Annotated in this window: 26 protein-coding genes; 25 read left to right on the top strand and 1 reads right to left on the bottom strand. The window is 36.4% G+C overall.

Annotated elements, in window-relative coordinates; genetic code table 11:
• Nucleotides 1-48: 48 nt before the first annotated feature.
• The 8 genes from ilvA to BMY85_RS04640 all read left to right on the top strand — a co-directional run bounded on the left by ilvA (nt 49) and on the right by BMY85_RS04640 (nt 8946).
• Nucleotides 49-1266 (top strand): threonine ammonia-lyase, encoded by a 1218-nt coding sequence (gene ilvA / locus BMY85_RS04675; protein WP_092477151.1) that lies wholly within the window; start codon nt 49-51, stop codon nt 1264-1266.
• Nucleotides 1267-1639: 373 nt separating this feature from the next.
• Nucleotides 1640-2695 carry a recombinase RecA gene (gene recA / locus BMY85_RS04670; RefSeq protein WP_092476977.1) on the top strand — a complete coding sequence of 352 codons (1056 nt, stop codon included), beginning with the start codon at nt 1640-1642 and terminating at the stop codon, nt 2693-2695.
• A 52-nt stretch (nt 2696-2747) separates the two neighbouring features.
• Nucleotides 2748-3446 (top strand): regulatory protein RecX, encoded by a 699-nt coding sequence (locus tag BMY85_RS04665; protein WP_092476975.1) that lies wholly within the window; start codon nt 2748-2750, stop codon nt 3444-3446.
• A gap of 167 nt (nt 3447-3613) precedes the next feature.
• A complete protein-coding gene (gene rny, locus BMY85_RS04660; protein ID WP_092476973.1) occupies nt 3614-5170 on the top strand; it encodes a ribonuclease Y in 1557 nt (518 codons plus the stop codon).
• A gap of 509 nt (nt 5171-5679) precedes the next feature.
• Nucleotides 5680-6879, top strand: coding sequence for a pyridoxal phosphate-dependent aminotransferase (locus tag BMY85_RS04655; protein WP_092476971.1), 1200 nt, complete (start codon nt 5680-5682; stop codon nt 6877-6879).
• Nucleotides 6880-6913: 34 nt separating this feature from the next.
• Nucleotides 6914-7714: a pyrroline-5-carboxylate reductase gene (gene proC, locus BMY85_RS04650; RefSeq protein ID WP_092476969.1), complete on the top strand. Its 801-nt coding sequence runs from the start codon at nt 6914-6916 to the stop codon at nt 7712-7714.
• A 16-nt stretch (nt 7715-7730) separates the two neighbouring features.
• Nucleotides 7731-8264, top strand: a complete 534-nt coding sequence (locus tag BMY85_RS04645) for an NUDIX hydrolase (RefSeq protein WP_092477149.1) — start codon at nt 7731-7733, stop codon at nt 8262-8264.
• Nucleotides 8265-8343: 79 nt separating this feature from the next.
• On the top strand, nt 8344-8946 hold the full coding sequence (locus tag BMY85_RS04640) for a stage II sporulation protein M (RefSeq protein ID WP_177180638.1): 603 nt from the start codon (nt 8344-8346) through the stop codon (nt 8944-8946).
• Between the two features lie 30 nt (nt 8947-8976).
• On the opposite strand, the gene BMY85_RS04635 is transcribed toward BMY85_RS04640, so the two are convergent.
• Nucleotides 8977-10005: a 3-deoxy-7-phosphoheptulonate synthase gene (locus BMY85_RS04635; RefSeq protein WP_092476965.1), complete on the bottom strand. Its 1029-nt coding sequence runs from the start codon at nt 10003-10005 to the stop codon at nt 8977-8979.
• A 211-nt stretch (nt 10006-10216) separates the two neighbouring features.
• Here BMY85_RS04635 and BMY85_RS04630 point away from each other — a divergent pair, with 211 nt between their 5' ends.
• From BMY85_RS04630 to BMY85_RS04555, 17 genes are all read left to right on the top strand, one after another.
• Nucleotides 10217-10912 (top strand): YoaK family protein, encoded by a 696-nt coding sequence (locus tag BMY85_RS04630; protein WP_177180637.1) that lies wholly within the window; start codon nt 10217-10219, stop codon nt 10910-10912.
• 15 nt (nt 10913-10927) lie between these two features.
• On the top strand, nt 10928-11221 hold the full coding sequence (locus tag BMY85_RS04625) for a hypothetical protein (RefSeq protein ID WP_092476961.1): 294 nt from the start codon (nt 10928-10930) through the stop codon (nt 11219-11221).
• A 155-nt stretch (nt 11222-11376) separates the two neighbouring features.
• Nucleotides 11377-11931, top strand: a complete 555-nt coding sequence (locus BMY85_RS04620) for an Ig-like domain-containing protein (protein WP_177180636.1) — start codon at nt 11377-11379, stop codon at nt 11929-11931.
• 79 nt (nt 11932-12010) lie between these two features.
• Nucleotides 12011-13297, top strand: a complete 1287-nt coding sequence (locus tag BMY85_RS04615; RefSeq protein ID WP_092476957.1) for a D-alanyl-D-alanine carboxypeptidase family protein — start codon at nt 12011-12013, stop codon at nt 13295-13297.
• 127 nt (nt 13298-13424) lie between these two features.
• A complete protein-coding gene (idi, locus tag BMY85_RS04610) occupies nt 13425-13943 on the top strand; it encodes an isopentenyl-diphosphate Delta-isomerase (RefSeq protein WP_092476955.1) in 519 nt (172 codons plus the stop codon).
• Nucleotides 13944-14164: 221 nt separating this feature from the next.
• Complete coding sequence (locus tag BMY85_RS04605) at nt 14165-14380, top strand: hypothetical protein (RefSeq protein ID WP_092476953.1); 216 nt, start codon at nt 14165-14167, stop codon at nt 14378-14380.
• A gap of 381 nt (nt 14381-14761) precedes the next feature.
• Entirely contained in the window at nt 14762-14902 is a 141-nt protein-coding gene (locus tag BMY85_RS15520) for a hypothetical protein (protein ID WP_177180635.1), read from the top strand.
• Between the two features lie 80 nt (nt 14903-14982).
• On the top strand, nt 14983-16434 hold the full coding sequence (locus BMY85_RS04600; RefSeq protein WP_092476950.1) for a radical SAM/SPASM domain-containing protein: 1452 nt from the start codon (nt 14983-14985) through the stop codon (nt 16432-16434).
• Nucleotides 16435-16874: 440 nt separating this feature from the next.
• Nucleotides 16875-17642: a segregation and condensation protein A gene (locus BMY85_RS04595; protein ID WP_092476947.1), complete on the top strand. Its 768-nt coding sequence runs from the start codon at nt 16875-16877 to the stop codon at nt 17640-17642.
• Nucleotides 17632-18201, top strand: coding sequence for an SMC-Scp complex subunit ScpB (scpB, locus tag BMY85_RS04590; RefSeq protein ID WP_092476945.1), 570 nt, complete (start codon nt 17632-17634; stop codon nt 18199-18201). Before BMY85_RS04595 ends, scpB begins: the two co-directional genes overlap by 11 nt.
• A 61-nt stretch (nt 18202-18262) precedes the next feature.
• Entirely contained in the window at nt 18263-19126 is an 864-nt protein-coding gene (locus BMY85_RS04585; RefSeq protein WP_177180634.1) for a metallophosphoesterase, read from the top strand.
• A 289-nt stretch (nt 19127-19415) separates the two neighbouring features.
• Nucleotides 19416-20576, top strand: a complete 1161-nt coding sequence (locus BMY85_RS04580) for a trans-sulfuration enzyme family protein (protein ID WP_092476940.1) — start codon at nt 19416-19418, stop codon at nt 20574-20576.
• A gap of 19 nt (nt 20577-20595) precedes the next feature.
• A complete protein-coding gene (locus BMY85_RS04575) occupies nt 20596-21789 on the top strand; it encodes a MalY/PatB family protein (RefSeq protein WP_092477147.1) in 1194 nt (397 codons plus the stop codon).
• 11 nt (nt 21790-21800) lie between these two features.
• Nucleotides 21801-22712, top strand: coding sequence for a LysR family transcriptional regulator (locus BMY85_RS04570; RefSeq protein ID WP_092476937.1), 912 nt, complete (start codon nt 21801-21803; stop codon nt 22710-22712).
• Between the two features lie 209 nt (nt 22713-22921).
• Nucleotides 22922-23875 (top strand): ABC transporter permease, encoded by a 954-nt coding sequence (locus BMY85_RS04565; RefSeq protein WP_092476935.1) that lies wholly within the window; start codon nt 22922-22924, stop codon nt 23873-23875.
• Entirely contained in the window at nt 23869-24648 is a 780-nt protein-coding gene (locus tag BMY85_RS04560) for an ABC transporter ATP-binding protein (RefSeq protein WP_092476933.1), read from the top strand. The genes BMY85_RS04565 and BMY85_RS04560 overlap by 7 nt, the downstream gene beginning before the upstream one ends.
• Before the next feature lie 17 nt (nt 24649-24665).
• On the top strand, nt 24666-25727 hold the full coding sequence (locus BMY85_RS04555) for an ABC transporter substrate-binding protein (protein ID WP_092476930.1): 1062 nt from the start codon (nt 24666-24668) through the stop codon (nt 25725-25727).
• Nucleotides 25728-25769: the final 42 nt, after the last annotated feature.

The raw sequence follows: 25769 nt of genomic DNA, 5'->3' as shown, positions 1-25769 counted from the left end.
GGAATAAAATCAAAAGGACAATGGAATAGAAATCAGGAGGAAAAAGGCATGTTAGCTTTAGATAAATTTGAAGAGGCAAGTGAAATTGTAAAACAGGTCACTCTTCGAACCGAATTAATTTATAGTGAGTATTTTTCACAAGTAAGTGGAAATAAGGTTTACTTAAAACCTGAAAATATGCAGTATACAGGTGCTTATAAAGTAAGAGGAGCCTATTATAAAATAAGCACATTATCCGATGAAGAAAGACAGAAAGGGTTAATTACAGCATCTGCTGGGAATCATGCACAAGGTGTTGCTTATGCAGCGAAAATATATGGAGTAAAAGCTGTGATTGTTATGCCAACTACAACTCCTCTGATCAAAGTAAACCGTACAAAGGGTTATGGTGCGGAAGTAGTTTTGTATGGGGATGTTTATGATGATGCCTGTGCTTATGCGCTAAAACTAGCCGAGGAACAGGGATATACATTTATTCATCCATTTGACGATGAGGCAGTTGCAACAGGGCAAGGAACTATTGCTATGGAAATATTTAAGGATCTGCCAACAGTTGATATTATTTTAGTACCAATTGGGGGAGGCGGACTTGCAGCGGGTGTTTCTACATTAGCGAAGCTTTTAAATCCCAATATTAAAGTAATAGGTGTGGAGCCGGCAGGAGCTAACTGTATGCAGGAATCCTTTAAAGCAGAGGAAGTAGTGTCCTTGCCAAAAGTAGAAACCATAGCAGACGGTACAGCAGTAAAAACACCTGGAAGCAAGATTTTCCCTTATGTAAGAAAGAATCTGGATGATATTATTACAGTGGAAGATAGTGAACTTATCGTAAGCTTTTTAGATATGATGGAAAATCATAAAATGGTGGTAGAGAATTCTGGATTATTAACCGTTGCAGCGCTGAAGCACTTAAACTGTGAAAATAAAAAAGTGGTATCTATTTTAAGTGGTGGAAATATGGATGTTATCACGATTTCTTCTGTAGTACAGCATGGATTGATTGAAAGAGGACGTATTTTTACCATGTCTGTTCTATTGCCGGACAGGCCAGGGGAACTTGTAAATGTGGCTAATATCATCGCAGAACACAAAGGAAATGTAATCCGTTTAGAACATAATCAGTTTGTCAGCATTAACCGTAATGCGGCAGTGGAACTGAAAATTACGATGGAAGCATTCGGACATGAGCATAAGAAAGAAATTGTGGAAGCTTTGAAAGGAAAGGGATATGAGCCTAAGCTGACAGCTCCAACAGATTTATATTAGCAGATAACGTATTAAAAAACCCCAGATAGTTGAAATCTGGGGTTTGCTGATCTGGTTTTGAATGAAAAAGAGATGTCGAAAAAGAGAAGAAAAAGGAAAAGAACTTTCGTTTACAAATGTAGATATGCGTGCTATACTACGACTGTACATATCTATTAAATCTAAAACAATTCATTTTTTCATTTATTTCCCACCATAAAAGACTGCAATTATGCATGTAAGCCACAAATCTGCCAGTTTATGTGGAATTTAAGCATGAAAATCAGCCAGTATTTCCTTTGTTTTAAGAAAGAAAAACCAGTTGACAAGCAAAGGAAAGTATATTACTATTATTACTAACAAGAACATTAGTTCGGATATGAAGGAGAAGATTATGATTAAGGACGAGAATAAGGTTAAAGCGCTAGAATCCGCTTTGTCACAGATAGAGAAACAATACGGAAAAGGTTCCGTTATGAAATTAGGCGACACAAGTGCACATATGAACATAGAGACTATTCCAACTGGCTCTATCAGCCTGGATATTGCATTAGGCCTTGGCGGAGTGCCAAAGGGACGTATCGTAGAGATTTATGGACCTGAATCAAGCGGGAAAACTACTGTAGCGCTTCATATGGTTGCAGAGACACAGAAGAATGGCGGCATTGCTGGATTTATTGATGCGGAACATGCCTTGGATCCTGCATATGCAAAGAACATTGGAGTCGATATTGATAATTTATATATTTCCCAGCCAGATAATGGGGAACAGGCTCTTGAGATTACAGAAATGATGGTACGTTCCGGTGCCGTAGACATTATTATTGTAGACTCTGTTGCAGCTCTTGTTCCTAAGGCCGAAATTGATGGTGACATGGGAGACTCCCATGTAGGCCTTCAGGCACGTCTGATGTCACAGGCTCTTAGAAAACTGACGGCTATTGTAAGCAAGTCTAACTGTATTGTTATTTTCATTAACCAGTTACGTGAAAAGGTTGGTGTCATGTTCGGTAACCCAGAGACAACAACTGGTGGCCGTGCACTTAAATTCTATTCCTCAATCCGTATGGATGTAAGAAGAATTGAAGCATTAAAACAAGGTGGAGAAGTTGTTGGCAACCGTACTAGAGTTAAAGTAGTTAAGAATAAAGTGGCTCCTCCATTTAGGGAAGCAGAATTTGATATTATGTTTGGCAAAGGCATTTCCAGAGAAGGAGATATTCTGGATCTGGCAGCCAATGAAAACATTATTATTAAAAGCGGTGCATGGTATGCATATAACGATGCTAAGATTGGCCAGGGACGTGAAAATGCCAAACAATATCTGAAAGAGAATCCATTGGTGTTCTTAGAAGTAGAGCAGAAAGTGCGTGAAAAGTATAATTTAGCTCCTGGTTCTGGAGAACTTCCACAAGAGGAGGAAGCTGAAGACAGCAAAGAAGGAAAATAGTCTGTTATAAATGGAAGCAGGAAAATAAAGAAGCCGACGTAAAGTCTTTTGTTTGGATTTTAAGAGGTGTCAGCAGGTTCATGGTTTTATATGTGCTGGCAGTCTGAATAATGCAGCAAAGGCTTTTAGTCGGCCGTTTTTAGAGGTAAATATGTATATTATCCGTACAGAAATAATCAATACAAAGAAAAGCAGGATTTTATTTGACAATGGAATTGAATGCATCTGCTGCCGTCCGGAGATTCGAAAGTTTGATTTAGAGGCGGACAAGGAGATAACCGAGGATGCTTATTTGGAACTTATGAAAGACTATGTTGGAAAACGGGCGAAGAAGAAAGCTATGGAACTTCTCATACGCTCAGACAAGACGGAAAAAGAATTACGGGATAAGCTGAAAAGAGAATGTTTTCCGGAGTTTATTATTGATGAAACTATGGCATTTTTACATTCTTATCATTATATAAATGAGGATAATCACTTAGAAACGTATATTCGATATCATGGAAAAGGAAAAAGCCGTATTTATTTAAAACAGGAATTGAAAAGAAAAGGGTTTGACAGGGAAAAGATTGGCTATTATCTAGAGGAATACCATGATGAAAAGGAAGAACTTCGATATCTTATTAAGAAAAAAGGAGCCGATATTGGAAAAATGAGCCCAAAAGAGATAGAAAAGCTTTGTATGCAGCTTTACCGGAAGGGGTTCTCCCAATCAGATATTCGAAAAGAAATATTCCATTACCCAGAATAAATTTAGTCAGAAAACTTATAGGAACAGTAATTGGAATCCATATATTGGCAATTATATTGACGTTTTGCATAAATGTACGGTATCAATGCTTGACAATACAAACAAAAAAGTATAAAATTTATATGTTGTATTTATGTACAATGAAAACTTAATAAGGAGGTGCTCCTGTGGATGATACACTAAAAGTAGTTGTAATTGCGCTAGTTCTTATTGTAATAGCTGTCTTTATTACATGGAAAGCAGCAATCTCTTACCGGATCAAGTTTGTGGAGAGCAAGGTTGGCAGTGCGGAAGAAAAAGCTAGGGAGATTATAGATGAAGCCCTGAAAACAGCTGAAACTAAGAAGCGTGAAGCTTTGCTGGAAGCGAAGGAAGAGTCCCTTCGAACCAAAAATGAGCTGGACAAAGAGATTAAGGAACGAAGAGCAGAATTACAGCGTTACGAAAAGCGTGTAATGACTAAGGAAGAGACTTTAGATCGTAAGACAGATGCATTAGAGAAGAAAGAGTACAAATTATCTTCTAAGGAAGCAGAAGTTGACAGAGTTCGTTCAGAAGTTGAAGAATTACACACAAAACGATTACAGGAGTTAGAAAAAATATCTGGACTTACCTCCGAACAAGCAAAAGATTATCTTTTAAAAACTGTTGAAGACGAAGTAAAGCATGAAACGGCGATGTTGATTAAAGAATTAGAAAACAGAGCCAAAGAAGAAGCGGATAAGAAAGCTAAGGAGTATGTGGTTACTGCTATTCAGAAATGTGCAGCAGATCATGTGGCTGAGACTACAATATCAGTAGTTCAACTTCCGAACGATGAAATGAAAGGTAGAATCATTGGTAGAGAGGGGCGTAACATAAGGACTCTTGAGACCTTGACAGGTGTCGATTTAATCATAGATGATACCCCAGAAGCAGTCATTTTGTCAGCATTTGACCCAATCAGAAGGGAAGTTGCTCGTATTGCTTTAGAGAAACTTATTGTCGATGGTCGTATTCATCCAGCTCGTATTGAGGAAATGGTAGAAAAAGCTCAAAAAGAAGTGGATGTCATGATTCGTGAAGAAGGTGAAGCAGCTACACTGGAAGTTGGTGTGCATGGCATTCATCCAGAGCTTATTAAATTACTTGGAAGAATGAAATTCAGGACAAGCTATGGACAGAACGCATTAAAGCATTCCATTGAAGTTGCCCATTTATCCGGACTTATAGCAGGTGAAATTGGTGTTGATGTAAGATTAGCTAAGAGAGCTGGTTTGTTACATGATATTGGTAAATCAGTGGATCATGATATGGAAGGTTCTCATATTCAGATTGGTGTTGACTTATGCAGGAAATACAAAGAGTCACCAATTATTATTAATGCAGTAGAATCTCATCATGGTGATGTGGAACCAGAAACATTAATTGCTTGTATTGTCCAGGCAGCAGATACTATTTCTGCAGCAAGGCCTGGTGCAAGGCGAGAAACACTTGAAACTTATACTAACAGATTAAAACAGTTGGAAGATATCACTAATGGCTTTAAAGGGGTGGATAAATCATTTGCTATTCAAGCAGGCCGTGAAGTGCGCGTGATGGTTGTGCCAGAACAGGTAAATGACGAAGAAATGATTTTGCTTGCGCGTGACGTTTCTAAGCAGATTGAAGCAGAGTTAGAATATCCAGGACAAATTAAAGTGAATGTTATTCGTGAGTCTAGAGTAATTGATTACGCTAAATAACTTGTATGAAATAAAGTTATAACTCGGTTAATTCCTATTCTTTCTGAGTAGGAATTACTGGGTTTTTATATTCTATATATATTCTATAATAACCCCATTTATCAATATTATGTTTTTGAAAAAAATATATAAAGTTTTATTTTTGACAGGCATTTGTGCTGCTTTTTCAGTGGGAGGAAATATTTTTTGCATGGAATCTTTAGGAGAATATTTCAAAAGATTTCATATTCTATAAGAAGGAAATGTTTTTGGTGGTATTACAATAGAACTATGTGTTGTAAATTTCCGCCACGACTCATTTTCTATACATATAAAATGATGGATTTGAATGGAAAACTTTCATTTTAACAAGAAATTAGCTTTGAAAATGACGGTTTTCTTGCTAAAAACGAAAAAAAAATTGAAAAATACGAAAGAACTTAAATTATTTCTTGCAATATAATATTATATATATTAAAATATCAATAAAATTAATATAGACAGATAAAATAATTAAGGTGGTGCTAAGAATGGCTTTAACGTTATCAAGAAAAGCTCAAGCGGTGAAACCTTCATCTACACTTGAGATTACAGCTAAAGCAAAAGAACTAAAGGCAAAGGGGATTGATGTAGTAGGGTTTGGTGCAGGGGAACCTGATTTTAATACTCCAAAAAATATTTGTGATGTTGCATGTGATGCAATTCAGACTGGATTTACAAAATATACACCTGTTCCAGGTATTGTAGAGCTGAAACAGGCTGTTTGTGATAAATTTGCAAAATTTAATCATTTAAAATATGAGCCAAACCAGATTGTAATCAGCAATGGAGGAAAACATTCTTTAACTAATATATTTAGTGTAATTCTAAATCCTGGTGATGAAGTGATTATTCCTGTACCATTTTGGTTAAGCTATCCTGAGATCGTAAAATTGGCAGATGGTGTTCCTGTATTTGTAAAAGCAACAAAGGAACAGCAGTATAAAGTAACAGCAGAACAGATCGAAGCTGCCTGCACAGAAAAAACAAAGGCAATTGTATTAAACAGCCCAAGTAATCCAACAGGTATGCTTTATACTCGCAAAGAATTAGAAGCAATTGCTGATGTCGTAGTGAAAAAAGATATTTACGTGATTGCAGATGAAATGTATGAGTACTTAACTTATGACGGGGCAGAACATATTAGTATTGCGTCATTAAATGATGAAATCTATAAGAGAACAATTACATGCAGTGGTGTATCCAAGAGTTATGCAATGACTGGATGGAGAATTGGTTATACTGGCTCAAGTGCTGAGATTGCAAAATTAATGAGCAGTGTACAAAGCCATCAGACTTCCAATGCGAACAGTATTGCACAGAAAGCTGCATTAGAAGCTTTAACAGGTCCTCAGGATGCAATGAAGGCAATGTGTGTAGAATTTGATAAGAGACGTAAATACATGTATGAACGTGTAAGCAAAATGCCACATGTAAGTGCATTAGAGCCAAAAGGAGCATTTTACGTATTTATCGATGTAAGGGATGTACTAGAAAAAGAATATAATGGTGAGAAGGTAGCTACAAGCACAAATATGGCAAAAATCCTAATTGAAGAGTTTAATGTTGCTGTAATTCCTTGCCCTGATTTCGGTGCACCAGAATACATTCGTTTGTCATATGCAATTTCAATTGAACAGATTGAAAAAGGTTTAAACCGTATTGAAGACTTTTTAACAAAGTTACAGTAATCGAGAGGAATGAAAGTAGAAGGGAAGTAATCATATGGCAGTATTAGGTTTTATTGGCATCGGTAATATGGGATATGCAATGATGAAAGGTGCCTTAACAAAATATACAAAAGAAGAGCTGGCTTTTACAAGTGTGGATGAAGCTCGTAATCAGCAGGTTGCTGCTGAGACAGGAGTATCCTGTATCGCAGGCAATATTGAGCTGGTAAAAAGCTGTAAATACGTGGTTTTGGCAATTAAACCACAAGTGTATCCTTTGGTATTAAAGGAAATCAAAGATTATATTACAAAGGATCATGTTATGATTTCTATTGCACCTGGCATTACTACAGGGGATGTGGCAGAGCAGCTTGGTGGAAACGTGAAAGTAAGCCGTGCAATGCCTAATACGCCAGCCCTAGTAAATGAAGGAATGGCAGGATTATGTTTTGGCAGTGAAACAATGTCTGAAGAAGAAAAGAATACGGTAATAGAGTTCTTTGGTTCTTTTGGTAAATGTGAAGTAATTGATGAAAAGCTTATGAATGCGGTAGTATGTGCAAGTGGAAGTTCACCAGCTTATGTATATATGTTTATTGAAGCTTTGGCAGATAGTGCTGTGAAATATGGCATTCCAAGAGACAAAGCATATGCATTTGCGGCCCAGACTGTTTTGGGATCTGCAAAGATGGTGCTTGAAACTGGAGAACATCCAGGAAAATTGAAAGATAATGTATGTTCCCCAGGAGGCACTACTATTGCAGCAGTAGAGGCTCTGGAAGAATACGGATTCCGTAACGCCATTATGAAAGCAACAGATGCTTGTTATGAAAAAACAGCAGGATTTAAGAAATAAAGAAGAGGTAGGATTCATGGAAGAAATGAAACGAGTAAAACGCAATTTGGTACACAAAGGAAGAATTATTGATGTTTATCAGGATGATATTCTTACGCCAGCAGGTGATACTGTAACTTATGATATAGTAGAGCATAAAGGAGCTTCTTCCATGGTCGCCCTTGATGAAAATGGGAAAGTTTTAATGGTAAGGCAGTATCGTACTGCGATTCAGAAGGAATCTCTGGAACTTCCAGCAGGTGGTATTAATCCAGGCGAGGATACGAAAACCTGTGCTATGAGAGAGTTAGAGGAAGAAACAGGATACCGTCCTTTAGAAGCCCATCATTTGCTGGATGTTTATACTTCTGTTGGTTTCTGTAATGAAAAAATATATATCTATTATACGGATTCTCTGGTGTCATCCAGGCAGAATCTGGACGAGGATGAGTTTGTCCACGTAGAACGTTATGCAATAGAAGAACTTGTTAAGATGATAGAGCAGGGGAAGATAGAAGACAGCAAGACAGTAGCGGGTATATTGGCTTATAAGAATAAAATGGGATTATAAGTCTATAAGCTGGATAAGTTTGTTTCATAAACGTGACGGCTGACACATATGTTATAAAGTAACAATGTGGGAGGCCGTCATGTTTTTTTGGAATAAAGCAAAAAATAAAATAGGATTACTTCAAAAAATAATGCTTGAGATTATAGCATCTTTCTTGCTTGGAATTGTCATTGCAAACCTTACAAAGGCTACATACAGTTCTAATTCACAATACATAGATATTTTAGTGTATCTGGATTTAAGAGAAGTTAATAGATTCCAGCTTTTGCTATTTGTCATGCAGTCACGGATAAAAGACTACTTGCTTATCTGGCTGTTTAGCATAACAGTACTGGCGATTCCTTATAATACACTGTTTCTGTGGTATAGAGGTTTCACTGCAGGATTTGTGGTATGCGCACTTTCCGTATTGTATGGGTGGAAGGGAACATTATGTGGTTTAGGTCTTGGAATGCCTCATATGCTGATCTATCTTGTGGTATTTGTACAAACAGTTATCTTGTCTTATAAAATGCATGAAACAAGCAGTAACGGAGTTTATACAAAGCGTTACCGATTATTTGTAAAACAGTTGCCAGCGTTTTTTGTATTGCTTTCTTTAACGGTTATTGGCTGTTTTATGGAGAGTTTTTTAAATCCAGTATTTCTTGCATGGTTAAAAACAGCCCTAAAGCTTGTATAAGCCTTAGGGCTGTTTTGGCAATCAATTGCATTATGCTAATTCCGCTACACGGTATAATAATTTTTCTGTTTCATTCCATCCAAGACATGGGTCTGTAATGGATTTTCCGTAAATATGGTCGGAAATTTTCTGGCTGCCTGGTTCAATATAACTTTCTACCATGAAACCTTTTACAAGATTATGAATATCTTTGCTGATACTTCTGTTATGCATAACTTCTTCGATGATACGAGGCTGCTGCTCATATTTTTTACCCGAATTAGAATGGTTAGAATCAATGATACAAGCAGGATTTTTTAAATCTAACTTATCATACATTTGAAGCAGTTTTATTAAATCTTCATAGTGGTAATTGGAAAGGTTTACGCCATGCTTATCAACTGCGCCTCTTAAAATAGTATGTGTAAGAGGGTTTCCGTCGGATTTTACTTCCCAGTTACGATATAAGAATGTATGGCTTCCTTGGGCAGCAATACAGGAATTCATCATAACAGAGAAATCCCCGCTGGTTGGATTTTTCATTCCACATGGAATTTCAATGCCACTGGCTACAAGACGATGAAGCTGGTTCTCTACAGAACGTGCACCAACGGCAACATAGGATAAAATATCGGATAAATAAGACCAGTTGGAAGGATACAGCATTTCGTCAGCTGCAAATAAATGGGTTTCGCTGATAGCACGTAAATGCATTTTACGGATTGCAATAACACCTTCACAGATATCAGGTGCCTTTTCAGGATCTGGCTGATGTACCATTCCTTTATATCCTTCACCAGTAGTTCTTGGCTTGTTTGTATAAATTCTTGGAATAATGATAACTTTGTCTTTGATTTTTTCTTGGACTTTGGCAAGTCGATTTATGTAGTCACAAACGGAGTCTTCGTTATCAGCCGAGCAAGGACCGATTATCATAAGGAATTTATCAGATTTACCTGTAAAGACGTCAGCGATCTCCTTATCTCTTTCCAGTTTTAGTTTCGCATGTTCAGTTGGCAATGGGTACTTCTTTATTATCTCTTCTGGAGTCATTGCCGCTTTTAGGTAATGTAAACTCATGTTTTTCTCTCCTTTGTTCTTTATTTTTTCACATTCTAAACTTTTTTTCAACAATAGTCAATAAGATTTGCAATATATCAAAAAAAAATTTAATGCTTCAAAGGATTAAAGTGCTGATGTGCGAAATAAAAAAATTTCTAAGATTATGGAATGTCTATTTCTTAATTAAGATTTCTGTGGTATGATTAACTCGAAATTAGGAGGGCTTTACATGGAGGATAACAGAAAAATTTATCAATGCATGCATTATACAATGTCTGCTTTTGGTGGATTTTTGGGAGCGTATGCAGTTTTGAACAGGAGTGACTTTTTAGGAAATGCACAGACATCGAACCTGATTCATCTGACTTTGGATATATTAGGAAGAGATACAAGGCAGATTTTATTAAGGCTGATTGCTATGGGACTTTATCTATGTGGCACGATGTTTACAGTGCTTATCCCAATGTACACAAAATGGAATATAAAGTTTGTTAGTGTTCTAGTGGATTTTCTGGCAGTTTGCATTCTTGCAGTTTTGCCAGAGCATATGAATTCTGTTATAGCACTGTATCCAGTCTTTTTTGCAATGGCGTTTCAATGGAATGTGTTTGCTGATATTTGTGGATATGTCAGTTCTACAATATTTTCAACCAATAATACGAGACAAATGACGATTTCATTTACAAAATATTTGTTTGGGGGAACCAGTGAAGATGCCAAAAGAGGCAGATTTTATGCGGGTGTGCTTCTTTTTTATCATGTAGGAGTTGCTCTTTCCTATTTTGCATGGAAAGAGATTGGTTTAAAAGGCGTTTATATAGGCGTGCTACCGCTGATGGCAGAAATGGTGTTTATTGGATATGAATCTGGCTGGATAAGACAAAGAAAACATTTTATTGCAAGGCATAGAAAAGAAATAAACTAGGAGGTACAAGCGTAAGTGGGAATGGAAAAGGAAGAATTAACTCTTGTAAAAATGTCAAAAGAGGAAAAAAAGCAGATAAAAGAGGATAAAAAGGAGGCAAAAAGGGAAGCCTACCTAAAAATTTCGGAAAAAGATCGAGAAAAACAGAAAAAATATAAGAGACGGATTCTTATTACATCTGTTTTATTTGGAGCCGCACTGGTAGTATTAGGCCTTATGGCTGTTAGTGCAATTCCAGTAAAAGCAGGACTGTTTTTACTTGTTGCCATATCGTTAGCAAGTACGTATGTATCAAGAAAAGATAAATAATAGTTTGATAAAAGACCGCCAGAAACGAAAACTTCTGGCGGTTTATGTTATATAATTAAAAAAATATGCAGTATCTATTGAAAGTGCAGGATAAAATTGTGATGGATCATGGTCTTTCAACATAGAATAGAATGAGAATAAAATATGAGGCTGCCATGAAAAAAAATGGGTGTCTTGTTGTGGTGAATGTGCTGTACTACTTGGCATTGTTTTTATTAATCACTACATTGATTTTACCTCATACAGCCATATTTTATAGCTGGAGAATATTTGACCCATACACGAAACGGGCCAATACCAAAACTGTTTATATGATGCCAGGGGAACGATATCAGATTCATTTATTCAAAATAAACAAAAGTGCCAGATATGAAAGTTCAGATATGAAAGTTGCAGATGTGATGGATATGGGTGTTATTACTGCATTTCGGCCAGGTAAAACCATAATTTCCATAAAACAGAATCAGGAAATATATAAGTACCGGATATATGTTGTGAAATTGAATAAAAAGAAGCTGATCTTACGGAATGGAAGTATTCGGAAACTGAGGCTAAAGGGCAGGCAGTCTGGAGTCCGCTGGAAAAGTACCAATCGGAAAGTGGTTACTGTCAGCCGGTATGGCTGGGTAAAAGGGAAGGAAAAAGGAAAAGCCTATGTTGTAGCATCTGTTGGCGGCATAAAAGTTCGCTGTAAAGTTTTTGTGAGATAATCAAGAAAACAAGAAAAAACGAGCATATTTTTTAGGATGCCATACTAAAATAGTACTAATAAAATGCTTGGTGAAAGCTATGAAGAAACTATTTGCCTTACTCTTGTGTATTGTCCTGTTTTTCAGTGACACGGCGTACGGGACGCTGTTTGCACAGAGTACGACTTCTGCACCTTCAGAGGATGCAGCCGATACGAAAGCAAAATCAAAAGACACACAGGATTCTGCAAATGATGCAAGTGGTGATTCTAAAACCAATCCAGATTTAAATATCGGCTCCGCCTCGGCAGTTTTGATAGAAGGCTCCACTGGTTCTATTTTGTATGAAAAGAATAAGGATGAGCAGAGGTTTCCAGCCAGTATTACGAAAATCATGACACTTATATTGATTTTCGAGGCTTTAGACTCAGGTAAAATTACGTTAGAGGATAAGGTTTCAGTTAGTGAGCATGCTGCATCAATGGGTGGTTCTCAGGTTTACCTAGAACCAGACGAAACCCAGACAGTGGATGACATGATTAAGTGTATTTCTATTGCCAGTGCCAATGATGCCTGTGTTGCCATGGCAGAATATATTGCTGGTTCTGAAGCAGAGTTCGTCAATATGATGAATCAGAAAGCTGCAGAACTTAACATGAAAAATACTAAGTTTATGAATTGCTGTGGTCTTGATGACAACATTGCAGAAGGATCTCATTATTCAAGTGCTTATGACATAGCTCTCATGTCTCGTGAACTGATTATGAAACATCCAGATATTTCCAAGTATTCTACCACATGGATGGATTCTATTATTCATGTGACCAAGAAAGGAAAAACGGAATTTGGTCTTACCAATACCAATAAACTGGTTCGTACATACACTGGAATCACGGGCTTGAAAACTGGTTCTACCAGTAAAGCAAAATATTGCCTGTCTGCATCAGCCAAACGGAATGAGATGGATCTGATTGCAGTTGTTATGGCAGCACCAGAACCAAAACAGCGTTTTGCAGAAGCAGCGGCTATGCTGGATTATGGTTTTGCTAACTGCAGCAGGTATAAAGACGATAACAAAGGTGTGGTGATAAAACCTGTTAAAGTTGTTCGTGGAAAGAAAGATAAAATTCAGCCTGCAGTAATGTCACCGTTTAATTACCTGCTTCTGAAAGGAAGAACAGGAGATAAGATTACGAAGAAAGCGAAACTCTCCAAGTCAATCTGTGCACCTGTAAAGAAGGGAAACCAGATTGGTGAAATGATTTACTATTATGAAGGCGAGAAAATTGGAAGTGTTCCAATTGTAGCAGCAGAAGACATTAAAGAGGCAAAATTCATTGATTTTTTAGAGAAGGCAGCAAAGAAGTTCTTTCTTTATACAGAGTAATTTTATTGTAATATAGCATTTCCTATGGTACAATAATCTTGTATTTATGTTAAAAAAATGGAACTGTTTTACAAAAAAAGTTGTAAGGGGAGCGAAACAGTTTCATTTCTGTATGAGGAGGTTATCAATGAATAAACTTGTAATCTGTGTGGATGAACAAGACAATGGACTAGGTGTGATGGAAAAGATGGAAGCACATGAAAAGGGAATTCTTCACCGTGCATTTTCAATCTTTGTATGGAATCAGAAGGAGGAGCTTATGATTCATCAGAGAGCATTGGAAAAATATCATTCGGGTGGTTTATGGACCAATACCTGCTGTAGTCACCCACAGCCAGGAGAAGAACTGTTAGAGTCGGCACATAAAAGACTGATTGCAGAAATGGGATTTGACTGTAATCTGAAAGAGAGTTTTTCTTTCCTTTATCAGACAGAATTTGAGGACGGCCTGGTGGAACATGAGTTTGACCATGTGATTATGGGGTGCTATGAGGGAGCTGCAACCCCAAATCCAGAGGAAGTCTGTGACTATAAGTGGGTGCCTTTGGATGAACTGGAAAGAGACATGAAGGTAAATCCTAAGAAGTATACAGTGTGGTTTCGGATTGCTATGGAGAAGGTTCAGAAGTTATACTGCAGAAATTGAGACGGGAAGAGATTAAGTATTAAACGTGTAGATGCTGCCGTGTTGTCCTGATTGGACTACGGCAGCTTTTTTCAACAAAGTAAACAGACAAAAAAATTAGAATTAAAAGTAATACTTATTTAAATACATGGATATATTAGAAAATATACAACAAGATAAGGAAAATAAAATTGACACCATTGTACACTAGTGATAAAATTTACTAAAAAGGAGGGGTTTTTATGTGCAAGTTAGATAAAATATTTATGGTTACATGGAAGATGAAGTGCAGTTCCTGCAAGAAACCAGAATTACTAAATGAAGAACAGGAACAGCTCTTTCAGGATATGGTAGGGAATGGCTGCCTCATTAAATGTGGGGTTTCTGCTTATGATGAAAAAGATATATACACGATTGATGAGAAACGAATAGATGATATTTACCGGTTTGCTTATTAAAAACGTAGGGGAGAAAAGAATTGCAGGCTATTGCAAAACTGGCTTCGAGCTGGTTGCAATAGCTTTTTTGCTGTAATTAAAGGTTCCATGAATGTGATTGTAGTACAGCAGCGAGAATGTGAGCTGGAATTTGCAGCCAGTTCCGTGATGCAGAGATTTACATGCCAATTTTTTTGCCAGTGCTGTTTTGGGTGATTCATAAGCTATAAGAACGAAAATGAATTTATTACAAATTTTTAAATGGATTTTATTTCCTAATATTGAAAAATAAATCTAATATGGTATAATATGTATGTACATAAATAAAGATCATTATTTATTTGTTGTACAAATAATGTAAAAGTGTATGAAAGCTTTGTGTAAATGATGGAGGTAAAAAGTATGAAAGAATTTCAAAGCAAGATTTCAGTCGATGAAGTATTTAGCGGGAATTGCGAAGAAAGAGTTGAAATGAAAGACTGGCTTAGCAATTTTTGCCAAGATGATGTAAGAGCAGGTAAATGGTTCTTGTGTTATTGCTAGTTTCTGGCGGCGGGGCTATGTTAAAACGTAACCCTGCCGTTGCTTATTAAAAAACATAGCTTTGCTCAAGAAGAAATGAGGTGTATGAGTTAAAAATGGAAGAAAACAAAGTAAAAACGACAATTGATATTCCAGATAACATAGATTTGCCCGAAAGTGTAAACAGGTATGAAACAGCCAATGGAACTTTATATGTGGCGAAAGAAATCAGTTCCATTGTATTAACAGATGAAATAAGTGATTATATTATGCAGATATTAATGCAGGATAGTAATGTAGACCATGCGTTTTTTAAAGCTTCGGAATATTTTGAAGGAAAACATTCTAAGGAAGAAGTGTATAAATCCTTTGTAAGATTAATTGGTCAGATGAATATCGAACAGTTTTCCCCTAAGACACAGATTTATAGTCCTTCTTTTGAAAATATTGAAAAGGGATTGCATATTTACTTAACAAAAACATGTAATCTCCGTTGTATTCATTGTTACAATGATGCAGATAATCAAAGATACGACGAAATAAGCTATGAACAGTTGAAAAAAGTGGTAGATTTCTTTGCTCCCCACGTAATAAACTATAGTTTTAGTGGCGGTGAACCAATGGCTTCTCCTTGCTTTTTTCAATTAGCCGATTACATAAAATCAACGTATCCAGACAAAACATTAACCCTTTATAGTAATGGAACACTAATACAGTCTCAGGAAGTTGCCAACCATATAAGTGAACTGTTTAGTGAAGTGCAGATTAGTATAGATGGGGCTAGTGCTGAAATAGTAAACAGAGTGCGTGGAGATAATGCTTTTGCCAGAATTATACGTGGCCTGAAATATTTAGTGCACACAGATAAAAAAATCGAAGAATTAGCAATATCCATCTGCTTATTTAAATTCAATATTGATGATTTACATGATAACTTATGTGATCTGCTAGAAACAATTGATCCAGAGAAAAGAATTAAAAGCATTCGATTTTCTAATATTGAAGAAGAGGGCCGTGGCACTCAAAACATGCAATATGAAAAAAATAATGAGAATTTCAAAAAAATAGTTTATCTTCAGAGAAAAATTAATTTTTCTGGAAGACGAATATGGGAAAGATACCAAGAACAAGTGTTGCGAAATCATTTCTGTTTTAACAAAGGCTTTCAAAGAAGAGTTTCAAAAACTTGTAGTTTTGGGCAAACTCTCGCACTTGATTCAAACGGCGATATTTACCCATGTGCTATTAAGAAAAGCGATATTAATATGGGTAATTTCTTTGATGAATCTTTCCAGAAGGGTCTGCTAGAGACTTGGAAAAAGTATTTTTACGACCACACAGTAGATAAAATGGAAAAATGTTCGGATTGCGATATTAAGCATTACTGTTGTGCAGGATGCAGGATTAAGAATCGAAAAATAACAGGTCATTATAATGTTGCTCCATGTGATGAAGCTTTTAAAACTAAAATGCTTGAAAAGATAGCCCATGACCTGATCGTAAATTATTCAAATACCAGTAGGCAGATCTTGAAATTGGAAAGCACATTGTGATATGATTCCCTTTAAGCAGACAAGGCAAATAACCAAAATCTACTTAAGGGGGATTTTTTATGTTGTGGTCCCAGAAATGCAAATTATACCAGTGAATTTATTGCAGCTAATTCAGATGGAAAACTAATTTTTTACAGTGATAGAGGTTTTCAATATATAAGTAAGGTTTTCCGAAAGAAACTGAAAGACCATGAAATGATACAATCCATGTCAAGAGTTGGACATTGTATTAATTCCGATTCTATCGTGAGGAGAGATCACAGAGCAGGTATAACGGTGGCTTATATGTTAATTCAAAGCCGTGTTCTCTAAAATAAGAACTTGCCTTATCCATTAAAAATTAGTAAAATAAGTAGTAATGCGTTTGTATGAAAACAATTGTATGAAAACAATAAGTATTTTATGAAATCCAAAGAAAGGAAATCGAGGTTTATAAGACTATGGGGATACCAGTGAAGTTAGAGGCCTTTGAGGGACCGTTAGACTTATTGCTGCATCTGATAGACAAGAACAAGGTTAATATATACGATATACCTATCATAACCATAACGGAACAATATATGGAGTATATTGATGCCATGAATCAGCGTGATCTAGATGTCATGAGCGAGTTTTTAGTGATGGCAGCAACTTTGTTGAATATTAAATCCCGCATGCTATTGCCAAAGGATCCGGAAAAAGAAGAAGCAGAAGAGGAAGATCCTCGTAAGGAACTGGTGGAACGGCTATTAGAGTATAAGCTTTACAAATATATGTCCATTGAGTTAAAGGACAAGGAACTGGATGCGGCAAGAGTGGTGTATAAGAAGCCGACTATTCCAAAAGAATGTGAAAATGTAAAAGATGAAGTGGATTTAGGACAGCTTTTGGCTGATTTGACATTAGCAAAACTTCATACGGTTTTTGATTCCATTATGAAGCGTTCGGTAGATAAGCTCGATCCCATCCGCAGCAGATTTGGTGATATTAAAAAAGAAGAATTCAGTTTAGAAGATAAAATGAAAGTGATCGATGCGTATGGAAAAGCACACCGTACTTTCAGTTTCCGTAGCCTGTTAGAAGCACAGAATACGAAGATGGAAATGATCGTGACTTTTTTAGGCGTATTAGAGTTAATTAAAGTAGGTAGTTTGCGTATTTTACAAGAAGAATTATTTGATGATATACAAATTACATACGTGGATAGGAGTCAGGAAAGTGGAAATTAAGCAGTTAGAAGCCAAAATAGAAGCAATTTTATTTTCTCTTGGCCATTCGGTAGAATGTGAACGGATCGCTAAGGCAGTAGGACATGATACGGAAACTGTCCGGAAAATCATTCACAATATGATGGATATGTATGATAGGGAAGACCGGGGAATTCAGATTATTGAATTAGATGGATCCTTTCAGCTTTGTACCAAACCGGAAATGTATGATACGATCATTAAAGTAACACATGTTCCTAAGAAACATCTGCTTACAGATGTGCTGTTAGAAACATTGTCTATTATCGCATATAAGCAGCCAATCACAAAGATAGAGATTGAATCTATACGTGGAGTAAAGAGTGATCATGCAGTAAATAAGCTTGTAGAATATAATTTAGTGTGTGAAGCAGGAAGGCTGGATGCACCAGGAAGACCTATTTTATTTGGTACTACGGAAGAATTTTTAAGAAATTTTGGAATACAGTCTATAGAAGACCTTCCAATGGTAAATACAGAAAAAATGGCTGATTTTAAGCAGGAGGCTGAGGAAGAAGTCCAGTTGAAATTGGATATATAGCATGAAATAAATGGCTTGGAATAAAAAAGAATCAGGTAAAGAAAGGAAAAAAAGGAAAAGTATGAGAATCATTCTGATTGGCATTTTCATATGTACAGGATTGCTTTTTTTGGTTATTTTGGATTCGATTTATTGTAACAAAAGATTTCAAATCATTTCTTACGATATGAGAACAGGAAAAAAAAATCCTCCAGTGAAGATTGTATTTTTAACAGATCTTCATAGCAGGCTATATGGAAAGGATAATTCCTCCTTGTTAGAAGCTATAAAAAAACAGAAGCCAGATTTAATCCTGATTGGTGGGGATATGTTTGTGAAAGCTCCCAATCCAGACATGTCCGTTTCGCTTTCTCTGATCAAGGAGCTAGTAAGGATTTCTCCTGTTTACTATGCCAACGGGAATCATGAAAAGAAAGTAATGGATTACTGGGAAGAAAGTAAAGAAGCATTTTCTAAATATCGGGAAGAACTTAATAGGCTAGGGGTTACGTATTTAATAAATCAGTCCAGCAGCCTGTTCTTAAAGGACAGAGAGATAGAGATTATAGGTCTGGATTTGGAACTTTTCTTCTATAAGAAATTTTGGCAGAAGCCAGCCCTTGAGGCTGATGAATTAAAGAAAATGGTACCAGAAAGAAAATCAAAGGAATCATACCGAGTGCTATTGGCTCATAATCCAAAATATTTTCCTCAATATGACGGTCTTGATGTAGATCTGGTATTGTCAGGTCATGTTCATGGTGGAATTATGATTCTTCCAATAGCAGGTGGTGTACTTTCACCTGATTTGCACCTGTTTCCCAAGTACGATTTTGGATTATTCCGAGGTAAGAATGCAAATATGATTTTGTCCAAGGGACTTGGTGTCCATAATATAAAATTTCGAGTATTTAACAAACCAGAACTTACTGTGATTCAGATATAGGGAATAGGAGAGTAGATTAAGCAGTAAGAAAAGCGAAAGTGTGGAAGGTTCATGCTTTCGCTTTTGTAATTGATAAGACCAGATGTACTATAGTTATAAAGTGTTTTTAATGTATCTGTTTTTAGGTGTGTAATCAGTTGTAAGGCATTATCGTATCTTTTTTCTGTTATTATAAGACGCCCATTATAATTCTGGATTATAACGTGTTAAAGATATCTTGTATTATCCGGTTGAAGTGATATCTGATATAATTACAGGAAATATAATTTTTAATAAGGAGGATTCGCTGATGGAGCGTGGGATTAACACACGATGTCTACACTTAGAGAGTGCAGAAGGAAAAACAGAACATTATGGTGCAGTAAGCTACCCAATATATCAGACAGCTACCTATGCACATCCAGGAGCTGGAAAGAGCACTGGTTATGATTATAGCAGATTGCAGAATCCTACACGAGAGCATCTGGAAAAAGTGATAGCGAGTCTGGAAGGTGGAATTGATGCACTTGCATTTTCTTCTGGAATGGCTGCAATCACTCTTTTTATGGAGCTGTTTCAGCCAGGAGACCATTTGATAGTAGAAGCAGATCTATATGGAGGGAGTATTCGTCTTTTCGATCATGTTTCTAAGAAAAATGGGATTGATTTTACCTATGTGAACTGTTTGCAAAATGATATTCAAAAATATATAAAGGAAAATACAAGAGCTGTCTTTGTTGAGACTCCAACTAATCCGATGATGAATGTACTGGATATTGAAAAAATAGCAAAGATAGCAAAAAGCAAGGATCTGCTATTAATAGTGGATAATACATTTATGTCTCCGTATTTTCAGAATCCGCTGAAACTAGGAGCGGATATTGTAATCCATAGTGGCACAAAGTATTTAGGTGGCCATAATGATACATTAGCTGGTTTTATTATTACAAACAGAGAAGATATACGTGATCGATTGAGATTTCTGTTAAAAACTACAGGAGCAGGGCTTTCTCCATTTGACAGCTGGCTTATTCTAAGAGGCGTAAAAACACTGGGAATTCGAATGGAACAGTCACAGAAAAATGCAATGGAAATTGTGGAATGGTTAAAAGAACAGAGTATCATTAAGGATGTGATTTATCCTGGGTTAAAAGAACATCCAGGCCATGAAATTATGAAAAAGCAGGCCAGGGGCTTTGGTTCTATGGTTACCATTCATGTGGATACAGAGGAGCACGCATTAGCAATACTGGAAAAAGTAAGAATGATTAAGTATGCAGAAAGCTTAGGAGGAGTGGAAACGTTAATTACATATCCTGCAACACAGACACATGCAGATGTTCCAGAGGAAGTAAGGATTCGAAATGGTATAACGAATTCGACTTTAAGACTGTCCATTGGTATTGAAGATAGTGGGGATTTGATTGCAGAGCTGAAATCTATATTCGCTCAGGTGAATGAAGTATTTTAATAAAGAAAAGGGGGATTTTATGGCGGAGAGAAATCTGGATTTTGATGAAATAATAGAAAGACGAAACACAGATTCCTTGAAATATGATTTTACATTGAGAAGAGGAATGCCAGAAGATGTATTGCCTTTATGGGTTGCAGATATGGATTTTAAAACATCGTCCTATATCGAGGATGCCTTAGTGAAACGTTCCAAAGATGGAATATTTGGATATAGTGAAGTGCAGACAGATTATTATGAAATCGTAGCAGACTGGATGAAAAAACATCACAATTGGGATACACAAGAAAGCTGGCTGATAAAAACACCTGGTGTAGTTTTTGCACTTGCAATGGCTGTAAAGGCGTACACGAAAGAAGGAGACAAGGTATTAATTCAGCAGCCTGTATATTATCCGTTTTCTGAAGTGATTGAAGATAATGGAAGGGTCATTATCAGCAATGATTTATATCTAGGAGAGGATAATCGATATCATATGGACTTTGATGATTTCGAAAATAAAATTCGAGAAAATCAGATTAAACTATTCCTTTTGTGCAGTCCTCATAACCCTGTTGGAAGAGTATGGTCTAAAGAAGAACTTATTCGAATTGGTGACATATGCTTAAAATATGGTGTAATTGTTGTGAGTGATGAAATACATAATGATTTTGTGTATAATAGAGAACATTATGTATTTGCTTCTTTAAAAAAGGAATATGAAGATATTTCGATTATTTGTACATCCCCAAGTAAAACATTTAATCTTGCAAGTATGTTAATTTCAAATATTTTTATTCCTAATTGGAATTTAAAACGAAAATTCCGTAAGCAAGTGGATGCAGCAGGAATCAGTCAGCTTAGTGCTCTTGGATTAGTGGCTTGCGAGGCGGCATATCAGGATGGTGAAGTATGGTATCAAGCAATGATTTCATACATTAAATCTAACATAGATTTCGTAAAAGATTATGTAGACAGGTATTTAAGAAATGTAAAAATGATTGAGACAGAAGGAACCTATCTAGTCTGGTTAGATTTTCGAGAAGCAGGACTGGATGCTAATATATTAGATAGAAAGATTATATATGATGCAAAAGTGTGGCTTGACAGTGGCAGGATTTTTGGGGATGCAGGAAAAGGATTTCAGAGAATAAATGTTGCCTGTCCACGAAGCATAGTAAAAGAAGCATTGGATAGAATACGAGTTCACATAACAGATAGAATTGCAGAATAAGGAGGATATTAGTGACAATATTACAGCTAAAATACGTAATTGCTATTGCAAGTTCTTCATCTATGAGAGAGGCAGCCAGCAAATTGTACGTTTCACAGCCTGCGCTTTCGACTACTGTACGGGAACTGGAGGAAGAACTAGGAATTCAGATATTCCAGCGAACGAATAAAGGAATCAAATTAACACAGGATGGAATGGAATTTCTGGCTTATGCGAAACAGGCAGTAAGTCAATATGTTATTATTGAGGACCGGTATATTGGCTTAGACAGGGAGAGAAAACATTTTTCGGTTTCCATGCAGCATTATGTATTTGCAGTGCATGCATTTATAGAGACCTTGAAGAAGTTCCCTTATTCCAAATATACCTACGCAGTTCATGAAACAAAAACAGATGAAGTGTTAGGAAATGTCCGTGATTTGAAAAGTGAAATTGGTATTATTTCGTATTCGGGAAATAATGAGAAGGTGCTTAAAAAGTTATTCAGGGAGTATCAGCTTCAGTTTTATCCATTAATGAAAAAGGATACATATGCATATGTATGGAAAGAACATCCGTTGGCACACCTTAAGGAGGTTTCATTAGAAGAATTATCAGAGTATCCTTGTGTTTCTTTTGATCAGAACAGCCAGAATGAGTTTTATTTATCAGAGGAAGCATTAGGCGATTATGATTTTCAAAAACTGATAAAGTCAAATGACAGGGCAACATCAGCAGAAATAATGGCAGGATTAAATGGATATTCGATTGGTACAGGAATTATGACGGACAGTGTAGCTTTAACGGATGGATTTGTCTGTGTCAAACTAAAAGAAGAAGATCCATTAACAATAGGGTATATCGTTCGGAAAAATCACAATTTAAGTGAAATAGGGGAGCGTTATATTGAGGAATTAAATAAGTACAAGGAAGTGGAACCGTAAGCGGTTCCATTTTTGCGTTATAAGAAATGGAGCATAGCAAATTCGGTGCATTTTGTTATAAGATAAATTAATTGCCTGTGATTAGTAAGAGAAATTAATAACAGATTTTGATTGCCGTTAATCACTTTGTTATAGTTCACAGGGCAGAACTGGTGTGTTAAGATTAGGTCACTGATCAGTAGTGACATTTGTTAGGAGGTAATAATTCTATGATAAAGAAGCAAGTTAAGAAATTGAGCTGTATAGTTTCTGGAGTAGCAGCTGTTTTAGTAGATCGCATCATTCCTGATTCGGCCAGTCAGCCAAAAGCGGATGCATCTTATTTTGTATTTTTCTTATACCTATTTTTGGGAATATATTTTGCACTTTATATTGCATCTTTATTTCAAAAAACAATTTCAAAAAAACTGGAGGAAGATGGACCATTAATAGCGGGTGGAGTTCTGATTCTTAACGGTATAAATATTGTGTGCAGTAAGCTCGCATTATTGCCTATTTTATTCTTTCCCTCTTTAGATAGAGTATTTGGTGTTTTTGTAAATGATCGGGTTCTTATTCTGGAATGTATCTTATCTTCGGGTAAATTGCTGATAATTGGATATGCAATAGGTGCATTATTGGGATTTGCTACTGGACTGTTATTAGGGTTCCACAAAAAGGCAGCGTACTGGATCAATCCTGTAACGAAAATTATTGGTCCAATACCTGCAACATCATGGTCTCCACTGGTATTATCCCTGTTTAGTACGTCTTATCAGGCGGCAGTTTTTATGATTGCGTTATCTGTATGGTTTCCTATAACCGTTATGACAAGCAGTGGAATACAGAATGTGCAGCAGACGTATTTTGAAGTGGCAGATACTCTGGGTTCTGGCCGGTTGTATAAAGTATTTCGTGTTGGTGTTCCAGCGGCTATGCCAAGTATATTTCTGGGATTTTTCTATGCAACAACAGGGTCTTTTGTAACTTTGGTTACAGCAGAAATGTTTGGCTGTAAATCAGGAATTGGATGGTATCTGAACTGGCAAAAAAGTATGATGCTTTATGCAAATGTTTACGCAGGACTTATAATACTAGCAGTTTTATGTAACTTGATTATTAAGATTTTATTTTGGTTAAAAGATAGTATTTTGATCTGGCAAAAGGGAGTGATTAAATGGTAGGAGAGTTAAGAATACAAAATGTAGGGAAACATTTTGAAAATGCAGATGGATCTGTATTGACAGCATTACAAAATGTGAATTTGAATGTAAAACCAGGATCATTTATTTCCCTAATTGGTCCGTCTGGATGTGGCAAGACCACATTACTCAGAGCAATTGCGGGGCTTAATCTTGCAGATGAAGGAACCATTTTTTTGGATAATAAACCAGTAACTAAGCCTGGACATGATAGAGGATTTGCTTTTCAGCAAGCGAATTTATATCCCTGGCTTTCCATAGAAAAGAATATTGCATTTGGGTTAAAAGCAAGAGGGATTTATAAATCCAATAAAGAAGAAGTAAAAAAATATATAGAAATGGTTGGTTTAAAAGGATTTGAAAGTGCATATCCCCATCAGCTGTCAGGTGGAATGAATCAAAGGGCATCTTTGGCAAGAGCATTGGTAGGGCATCCCAAAGTGCTTTTGCTGGATGAACCCTTAGGTGCCTTAGATGCATTTACCAGAATGAATATGCAGGATGAAATCCTGCGAATCTGGAAAGAGCATAAAATGACCATGATAATGGTTACCCATGATGTAGATGAAGCCGTCTATTTTTCCGATCAGGTTGTGATAATGACACCTAGGCCAGCCAAGATTGAACAGATTATTGATATTGAATTGGGGCGGCCTAGAGCAAGAGGCAATCCTGATTTTTTGAAATATCGTACACAGATATTAGAAATACTAAATTATGCAGGTGAAAAGAAGGAATTAGAATATTACCTATAAATAAGGAGAGAGAAGAAATGTGGAAGAAGAAAATAGCAGGTTTCGTTATAAGTATAATAGCTGTATTTTCCATAATGACAGGTTGTGCTAAAACAAGTACAGATGAAAATGTGGTAAAAATACTGAATAATAAGGAGAGCCTATGTTTAGCACCAGTACATATAGCAATTATAAATGGCTACTTTGATGAAGAATTTAAAGCAATCGGCCAGAAATATGAAATAGTGGTTTCCAACATAGATACCATTACAGAACAGATTTCAAGCGGAGAAATTAATGCTGGTTATGGTCTGACAGGTACATTAATGCAGCCTATTGCGAATGGTCTTGGAATCTCTTTTGTTACAGGGTTACATAGGGGATGTACGAAATTTTACACAAAAAACGGTTCGGAAACGAAAAGCTTGGAAGATCTGAAAGGGAAAACAATAGGTGTGTCATCACTTTCGGATTCTGCTCCAATCCAGTTAAAAAGAAAGCTTTATGGACTTGGATTCAATGTGAATGGAAGTAAAGCAGATATTCAGTTTGCAACTTATGCCATGACGGATCTTCTAGCAGCTCTTGATAATGGAGCAGTGGATGCAATAGGCATACATGACCCAGTGGCATATCGGGCAGAGAAAAACTATGATTTTATCAAAATATTAGATATCGGAGAAGACGAAGTTTTTTCAAAAGAATATTGCTGCCAGGCTTATGTATCACAAGAACTGATTCAAAAAAATACTGCTGGAGCTGTTGCATATGCAAAAGCAATTCAGAAGGCTGCTGCATTTGTTCAGGCATGTCCAGAAGAAGCGGCAAGGCTACAGGTGGAAAATGGATATATGCCGTCAGAAAATGCGGATGACGTAGTAAAATATGGTGAAATCCTGTCTGGCCTGAATTATCAGCCATCTGTATCATTGGGAAAAGAAACCTTTGTTGCTTCATTTAAAGATTTGCAGAAGACAGGAGATATTAATCCAGATCTAAGCTTAGATGCATTTGTAAAAAAGGTGTATCCAGATCTGGAGGGAATTCCGGATTCCGTTCTGTACGATAAAGAACATGATAAATTTGAAGAGATTCGTTAGTGCCATGTGACAGAGTTTGAAAAGAAAAAGGAAGGGATTGTA

The sequence above is a fragment of the [Clostridium] polysaccharolyticum genome (genome assembly GCF_900111595.1).
Taxonomy (GTDB): domain Bacteria; phylum Bacillota; class Clostridia; order Lachnospirales; family Lachnospiraceae; genus Clostridium_AI; species Clostridium_AI polysaccharolyticum.
The sequence above is the reverse complement of the archived record's forward strand: the minus strand, read 5'-3'. Positions and strand labels throughout refer to the sequence as shown.

Bases quoted from the DNA above. Each gene is read 5' to 3' on its own strand.
- ilvA (WP_092477151.1), top strand. From the start codon at position 49: ATGTTAGCTTTAGATAAATTTGAAGAGGCAAGTGAAATTGTAAAACAG.
- recA (WP_092476977.1), top strand. From the start codon at position 1,640: ATGATTAAGGACGAGAATAAGGTTAAAGCGCTAGAATCCGCTTTGTCA.
- BMY85_RS04655 (WP_092476971.1), top strand. From the start codon at position 5,680: ATGGCTTTAACGTTATCAAGAAAAGCTCAAGCGGTGAAACCTTCATCT.
- proC (WP_092476969.1), top strand. From the start codon at position 6,914: ATGGCAGTATTAGGTTTTATTGGCATCGGTAATATGGGATATGCAATG.
- BMY85_RS04645 (WP_092477149.1), top strand. From the start codon at position 7,731: ATGGAAGAAATGAAACGAGTAAAACGCAATTTGGTACACAAAGGAAGA.
- BMY85_RS04640 (WP_177180638.1), top strand. From the start codon at position 8,344: ATGTTTTTTTGGAATAAAGCAAAAAATAAAATAGGATTACTTCAAAAA.
- BMY85_RS04635 (WP_092476965.1), bottom strand. From the start codon at position 10,005: ATGAGTTTACATTACCTAAAAGCGGCAATGACTCCAGAAGAGATAATA.
- BMY85_RS04630 (WP_177180637.1), top strand. From the start codon at position 10,217: ATGGAGGATAACAGAAAAATTTATCAATGCATGCATTATACAATGTCT.
- BMY85_RS04620 (WP_177180636.1), top strand. From the start codon at position 11,377: ATGAAAAAAAATGGGTGTCTTGTTGTGGTGAATGTGCTGTACTACTTG.
- BMY85_RS04615 (WP_092476957.1), top strand. From the start codon at position 12,011: ATGAAGAAACTATTTGCCTTACTCTTGTGTATTGTCCTGTTTTTCAGT.
- idi (WP_092476955.1), top strand. From the start codon at position 13,425: ATGAATAAACTTGTAATCTGTGTGGATGAACAAGACAATGGACTAGGT.
- BMY85_RS04605 (WP_092476953.1), top strand. From the start codon at position 14,165: ATGTGCAAGTTAGATAAAATATTTATGGTTACATGGAAGATGAAGTGC.
- BMY85_RS15520 (WP_177180635.1), top strand. From the start codon at position 14,762: ATGAAAGAATTTCAAAGCAAGATTTCAGTCGATGAAGTATTTAGCGGG.
- BMY85_RS04595 (WP_092476947.1), top strand. From the start codon at position 16,875: ATGGGGATACCAGTGAAGTTAGAGGCCTTTGAGGGACCGTTAGACTTA.
- BMY85_RS04585 (WP_177180634.1), top strand. From the start codon at position 18,263: ATGAGAATCATTCTGATTGGCATTTTCATATGTACAGGATTGCTTTTT.
- BMY85_RS04580 (WP_092476940.1), top strand. From the start codon at position 19,416: ATGGAGCGTGGGATTAACACACGATGTCTACACTTAGAGAGTGCAGAA.
- BMY85_RS04575 (WP_092477147.1), top strand. From the start codon at position 20,596: ATGGCGGAGAGAAATCTGGATTTTGATGAAATAATAGAAAGACGAAAC.
- BMY85_RS04565 (WP_092476935.1), top strand. From the start codon at position 22,922: ATGATAAAGAAGCAAGTTAAGAAATTGAGCTGTATAGTTTCTGGAGTA.
- BMY85_RS04560 (WP_092476933.1), top strand. From the start codon at position 23,869: ATGGTAGGAGAGTTAAGAATACAAAATGTAGGGAAACATTTTGAAAAT.
- BMY85_RS04555 (WP_092476930.1), top strand. From the start codon at position 24,666: ATGTGGAAGAAGAAAATAGCAGGTTTCGTTATAAGTATAATAGCTGTA.